A 6066-nucleotide genomic window follows, 5' to 3' on the forward strand; every position below is an offset into this window, starting at 1 on the left:
CTGTTTTTTTATGAATGTTTATCCCTTTCTGGAAGTAGAAAGTATTGAGTAGAAAGTATAAAGAACCTAAAGAGCAAATATTTAGGAGCTGCCTTTAATCATTAAATAACATTATCCGAAGAACGAAAGACGGCCTATGAAGATTTGGCAGGAAAGACCCATAAATCTTTTGCATAAACTTTCATAAAACACTATCAGAAAGCAAACGGAAGAAGTGTTGTAAATGCTTTCAACAAAACACAAACTTTCCCACGGATCCCGTTTGCGGATAAAAGATTTATGGAGGATTTACAACAAATATTCATCAGCCTTGATTTTTGTTTTTTTTCATCAAGGAAAAGAAAGAAGCCACTACCCGGCTAGGGTTGGAAAGCCTTGTGCATGAGGCTAAAATTAAAAAGTATTATTAGTTTACCTATCTTTTATCACTAAATCATTTACTATACCAATGACTAACACCCTGATAAACTAATGGCTAATGAACTAAAAACCTAATCAGATGGCTTAATTTTGTTAGATTAGATTCAAATTTTATGGTGATGAGTTTAATTATAGAAATTTTATTGATGGGCTTAGCGGTAGCTATTGCCGCATTTTTAATTCCAGGTGTAAGTGTAGATGGTTATTTATCAGCGGTACTAGCTGGTATATTAATCGCTTTAGCTAATGCCACAATTGGTTTTATTTTAAGAATATTTACTTTCCCCATTAATTTTCTTACGCTGGGGCTGATGTCTTTTATTATTACCGTACTGATGGTTTTACTGGTTGATGAAGTGATGACTAGCTTCAATACTTCTGGCTTTTTATCAGCTTTATTGTTTGCGCTGGTTTTAGCTGTTATTAAAATGGTGTTTGGAGGCTTTAAAAAAGATGATTAATGTAAAGCTTTATGAACTAAAGCAGATATATCCTGTTTTAGCTTAGTAAGGATATCTTTATAATCTGCTTTTGGATAGTATCTTTTAAGTACTTTAACAGCTTCTGCTCTCACATGCGATTTTGGATGAGTTAAGGCTAAATCTTTGATTTTACTTAACTGTTCTGCCCTGAAATCCGCATCAAACATTTTATAGTGTTCCAAGCCTTTAACTACAATAGGCCAAGCTGTATCTTGAATAGCTTTTTGGAATATAGGCATAGCCTGAGGAGCTGTTTTATGTTTATCGAAATAAGCTATAGCTTCTTTTTTATCTAGATAATCATCAGCATACAGAAACTGTTTTTCATAGTCTTTTTCGCTTTTAACCTCCTGCTTTTTAATAAGTAAATTGTTGTGAACATCAAATTTAATATAATCAGGAGCTGCTGAAAAAGGGATAGTAAAACGCTGTTTGATATCGGTTATCAAAATATCATGGTAATTTACCTGATTTTTAGAAACGGTTTTTAAGGTTATTGGGAGTTGATAAACCGGTATAGATGCCGTGTCTTGCAATTGTTCTACATCAATAACCAATTGCTGCTGTTGTGCATCATAAAATTTATCAATTTTTAACTCCGGATAGCCTTTAGCGAAAAACCATTGCTTAAAATACCAGTTTAAGTCTTTACCAGTTATTTCTTCAAACGCCAATCTTAAATGATGAATTTCTACCGCTTTGTAAGCATTTTGAGTGAGGTATAAATGTAAAGCTGCGAAATAGGCATCATCACCAACTAAAGTTCTCAGGTTATGTAAAATAACAGCTCCTTTCTGGTAGGATATGGCATCAAACATCTGCTCTTTATCAGCATAATTAAACCTGATAACATTTGCATCTCTATTTTTAGCGTAACCGAAATAAGTTTGTGCCATCTGGTAAAGATGCTCATCAGCATCTTCTTTTCCGTTTTTAAATTCTCGCCATAAATACTCTCCGTAAGTGGCAAAAGACTCGTTTAAAGGTAAATTAGACCATGATTCGCAAGTCACTAAATTCCCAAACCAATGGTGATAAAGTTCATGCGCAATAATATCGTCTTGATTATGGTCTTCATGCTGTGCTGCTGTAAGGTTAAGTCCGCTGTAAAAAACCGAAGCTGTGGTATTTTCCATAGCACCACTCACAAAATTACGCACTACAATTTGGTCGTATTTAGGCCAAGGATAGGAGTAGTTTAATTGTTTTGAGAAAAAATCAAGCATGGCTGGTGTATTCCCAAAAACCTTTTTTGCGGTAGCGGCATAATCCTTTTCGGTATAATACCGAAGTGGGATATCCTTCCATTTATCTTCAGTAATTTCAAATTCGCCTACGGCTAGCATACTTAAATACACTGCATGTGGCTGTTGCATCAACCACGTATCTGTACGGGTACCATCTGTATGTTTAATGCTTTCTTTTAAAAAACCATTAGAAAGTGTTTGGTATTGTTCATCAACACGTATATTAAACTGATGAGTCATTTTTTCAGCCGGATTTTCTATCGTAGGAAACCAGCAGGAATTATTCTCGGTTTCTCCTTGTGTCCATAGCTGATTTTTTCCTTTGTGGTTGATAAAATATAAACCTCTATCATCCGCAGAAAAAATATCTCGCCCAACCCTCAGCTTTCTAGGTACCGCAATATAATTAACCTTGATTATAAAGGGTTCTTTTGCCTGATAGGCCTTATTTAAGCGGATGGTAATTTTATGGTCAACATAGGTATAAGGTACTGCTTGCCAGCTATTGTTAATTTCTTGATAAATCTGATGTATTTTAAAGCCTTTTGCATCTAACACCATAGAATCTGTAGCATAAAAATAGGGTTGGGCTGTAATTTTAGCTTCGCCATAAACAAAAGCGCTATCCCAGTTAAAAGAAACGTCTAATTCTGTATGAAGAATATCAATTTCTTGGGGATAACTTGCGTGATAAACCTTAGCACCAGCTTTATTTGCATGAATATAAATGGGTTCAAATTCTATAAAATGTATTTTTCCGCAGGAAGATAAAATAAATGCTACAAGTAAAAGATAGCAGCATTTACTTCTTAAAATTATTTTCATTCTTTTCTTAAAGTACTGATGAGTGTTTCAAACTCCTTTACAAAGTCCTCATAATATGCTCCAGTTCCTGGTCCGTTAAAACCTGTATGGATGCTTCTAACTTTACCTTTTTTATCTATCACGATCATGGTAGGGAAGGCCATAACGGTATTTAACATAGGTAAACTTTTTGCAGGTTCGCCCTTTTTATTGGTATATCCGGTAATTAAGAATGGATAAGGCACCTGAAAACGATGGATAACTTTTTGCAAATTGGCTTTAGATTTCTCAAAATCTGAGGTACGCTCATAAGCCAAACCTAAAACCTTAACATCATCAAAATTATTTTGGCGAATATAGTTGCTTAAAAATGCAGTTTCATCCATACAATTAGGGCACCAAGACCCTAATAATTGCAGAATCACTACTTTGTTTTTAAACTCCTCATCTTTTAGGCTGACTTGTTTTTTATTCATATCCGGGAAAGAGAAATCTATCGTCTCAAAACCTGGCTTTAAATAAGTTAAGCCATAAGCATCTGGTAAAGTTGCGTTTTCATCCTTTTTGGCTGTAAACAATTCTTGCGAAGAAAAACCTGAATAAAACTTACCTTCATTTAGAGTTTCTCCATTTACTTTTGCAGTAAATAAAAAGGCAAAACCACCATCAAAAGTTGATAAACTTAGCTCATCGCCATCTAAAACACCATCTAAATACCTGTAATCTCCGGTAGGTGTAAGAAAAGAACCCCTTACCACATTACCTTCTTGTTTGAAAATTCCTATAGCCAGTGTACTGTCTTTACCTTCTGTATTGGTAAATATGGTTGCCCATTTTCCTGTAATATTTTGTACCACTGGTTTAAGTTGTTCTTTAAACCTCCATTTGATACCATATTGCGCTACAAATTGCATTTTTACATCTTTATCTGCCAAGTGTTTTACCCAATAGCCTTCTATTTTATTATCTGCAATAATGCCTTTAATTTCAGAATCATAAAGTGGCATTTTAATGAAAATAGAATCTTTCTCACGGCTTATATCATCTACTTTAAACTGCTCTTCACCATTCATAATAAGCATTTGCCACTTACCTAAACTATCTTTCAATTCGAAATTAAAAGGAACTTCGGCACCCGTTTCATTCATTAAAACGCCCCTCCAAATACCACTATTTAAGGTGCTATTTGTGGTTTGACAAGCTACCGTAAGTAAAACAAAAAAGGTAAGAATGCTATAAATGAGATCTCTAATATTCATGATGTATTTGTATCTGTAAAGGATTACATGACTTAAGTCATTTTGTTTTCCATTGACTTGGATAAGTTTCAAATTTAAGAATAATTGCCGGCTAAATAAAAAAGCCCCAAGCTTATGCTTGAGGCTGATTTTCATTATTTCATAAACTTATTGTTTACAATTTCCTGTTGAACCTACAAAGTGTTGTTCGGTGATGTTAGTGAAAATCATACCGATTTCTATGATGATACAAATTTGTAATCAGTTCTTTATCTTCTTAAGACCTGGAGACTGATTTTAATCTATCATCGTACTTGTTCTGTGCGATATAACTTTTTAGCTACTTAAACATTCATGTAATTTTAGTGCGTTACACTTAGCTTTAAATTTCCACCAAGCCCTTCTCTTATAATTCTCATTAATGTTGAAAGTCTAATGTCACTTGCGTTATTTTCAATTCTTGAGATATAAGTTTTCGTTGTTCCGCATCTTTCTGCAAGTTGCTCTTGAGTTAAGCCTTGTTCCTTACGAAGTTCTTGAATCATTACTCCTAATTTAAACGCTTCAAATTCTTCTTCATACTGCGCTCTTTCAGGAGTTCCTTTTTTTCCATATTGTTCATCAAGATGAGTAGAAAAAGAGGTTAATTTTTTATTTATTAATTTATTGCTCATCAAAATATTGTTTTTTAAGTTTCTCTGCTAATTCCAGTTCTGGTTTAGGTGTTTTTTGCGTTTTTTTCTGAAATCCATTCACCAATACAATTAAATTTCCTTTATCAAAAAAACTAAAAACTCTGAAAATGTCTGAACCAACTTCTACCCGAATTTCAAAAATCCCTGTTGAGTTAGTCATGTGATCAAAATACTTTTTAGGCACTTTTTCAACAGTTGCAATAAGTTGTAATGTCCAGTTAAATTTCTTTTTTACTTCTGGTCGCAACTTTTCAAAAAAATCTATATAATGATTTTCGTAATAAAATATATGTCTTAAAAAGTTTTCACTCATTTAAAAGTTCCGAGTCTGCACTAACAAAGTTAACTAATTAGCTAACAATACACAATCTTTTCTATCATACTTTATGTAGTGGATTGTTTTCATCGTATGGCTACAACTTCCTATTAAACCTATAACCAATCACAATATCAAATACGCCGCCCGTAAATCCTCGTATCGCTACTGGCTCTGTATTGTACATCGTTGAGATGTTCAACTGCTGCTTGTAGGTATATCCCAAACCGCCTGAGAAACTCCGGTTGCTATGGTACATCGTATACAACTTCAAATCTTCTACGCCCCACTCTGCCGCTATATCATACTGGTTGTCGTATCCTTTTACACCTCTATAAGCCAACAAAGGACGTACACTGAAATCATTCTTTAGTGTTATCATGTAGCTCACAGCGCTATAAAACGTAGAATAGTCTACCGTCGAAAACTGCCCGTTCCTACGCTGGTTTAAGTTCAAATAACTGAACTGTGCCTCTAGCTTCTTACCGATATACGATACCCCAAAGTTACCATCAAGATAACTCTCCCGCTCGTTCTGATAACGCATCAACTCCGGGTCGTTAGCTCTGCTCCCACTGGCTAAGCTATAGTTTAAATCGTCTTGAGACCAGCTTAACGATACTCCAAAGCGTAGACTATGGTCTGCACTGAAAGGTACTTTATAGCTATAGCTGCCCATAGCCTGGGTTCTTTGCATCAAGCCGGCCTTATCATTGATCACATTCACTCCTATAGAGGCTTTCTCATTGATGGGCATACTCCCTGAAAATGATAGCATCTCTGGTGCGCCTTCTATCTTGTTCCACTGGTTTGAATAATTGCTGTATACCTCCGTTAAACCTCTATATCCTGCCATCGCTGGGT

6 protein-coding genes are annotated in these 6066 nt (G+C 34.8%); 1 reads left to right on the forward strand and 5 read right to left on the reverse strand.

The genetic code is table 11. The annotated features are described in order from the left end of the window. Positions 1–539 precede the first annotated feature (539 nt). A complete protein-coding gene (locus H510_RS0116545; protein WP_026905325.1) occupies positions 540–881 on the forward strand; it encodes a phage holin family protein in 342 nt (113 codons plus the stop codon). On the opposite strand, the gene H510_RS0116550 is transcribed toward H510_RS0116545, so the two are convergent. From H510_RS0116550 to H510_RS0116570, 5 genes are all read right to left on the reverse strand, one after another. Further along, positions 878–2974, reverse strand: coding sequence for a M1 family metallopeptidase (locus H510_RS0116550; protein ID WP_026905326.1), 2097 nt, complete (start codon positions 2972–2974; stop codon positions 878–880). The two genes, H510_RS0116545 and H510_RS0116550, sit on opposite strands and share 4 nt — an antisense overlap. Next, positions 2971–4212 carry a TlpA disulfide reductase family protein gene (locus H510_RS0116555; protein WP_026905327.1) on the reverse strand — a complete coding sequence of 414 codons (1242 nt, stop codon included), beginning with the start codon at positions 4210–4212 and terminating at the stop codon, positions 2971–2973. Before H510_RS0116555 ends, H510_RS0116550 begins: the two co-directional genes overlap by 4 nt. A gap of 341 nt (positions 4213–4553) precedes the next feature. Continuing rightward, positions 4554–4865 (reverse strand): helix-turn-helix domain-containing protein, encoded by a 312-nt coding sequence (locus tag H510_RS0116560; RefSeq protein WP_026905328.1) that lies wholly within the window; start codon positions 4863–4865, stop codon positions 4554–4556. Next, on the reverse strand, positions 4855–5199 hold the full coding sequence (locus H510_RS0116565) for a type II toxin-antitoxin system RelE/ParE family toxin (RefSeq protein ID WP_026905329.1): 345 nt from the start codon (positions 5197–5199) through the stop codon (positions 4855–4857). Before H510_RS0116565 ends, H510_RS0116560 begins: the two co-directional genes overlap by 11 nt. A 100-nt stretch (positions 5200–5299) precedes the next feature. Next, positions 5300–6058: a PorP/SprF family type IX secretion system membrane protein gene (locus H510_RS0116570; protein WP_036693256.1), complete on the reverse strand. Its 759-nt coding sequence runs from the start codon at positions 6056–6058 to the stop codon at positions 5300–5302. Positions 6059–6066: the final 8 nt, after the last annotated feature.

Source organism: Pedobacter glucosidilyticus DSM 23534 (assembly GCF_000425145.1).
GTDB lineage: Bacteria > Bacteroidota > Bacteroidia > Sphingobacteriales > Sphingobacteriaceae > Pseudopedobacter > Pseudopedobacter glucosidilyticus.

Excerpts from the sequence above, each read along its gene's own strand:
- H510_RS0116565 (WP_026905329.1), bottom strand. The coding sequence starts at position 5,199 with ATGAGTGAAAACTTTTTAAGACATATATTTTATTACGAAAATCATTAT.
- H510_RS0116545 (WP_026905325.1), top strand. The coding sequence starts at position 540 with ATGAGTTTAATTATAGAAATTTTATTGATGGGCTTAGCGGTAGCTATT.
- H510_RS0116555 (WP_026905327.1), bottom strand. The coding sequence starts at position 4,212 with ATGAATATTAGAGATCTCATTTATAGCATTCTTACCTTTTTTGTTTTA.
- H510_RS0116560 (WP_026905328.1), bottom strand. The coding sequence starts at position 4,865 with ATGAGCAATAAATTAATAAATAAAAAATTAACCTCTTTTTCTACTCAT.
- H510_RS0116570 (WP_036693256.1), bottom strand. The coding sequence starts at position 6,058 with ATGGCAGGATATAGAGGTTTAACGGAGGTATACAGCAATTATTCAAAC.
- H510_RS0116550 (WP_026905326.1), bottom strand. The coding sequence starts at position 2,974 with ATGAAAATAATTTTAAGAAGTAAATGCTGCTATCTTTTACTTGTAGCA.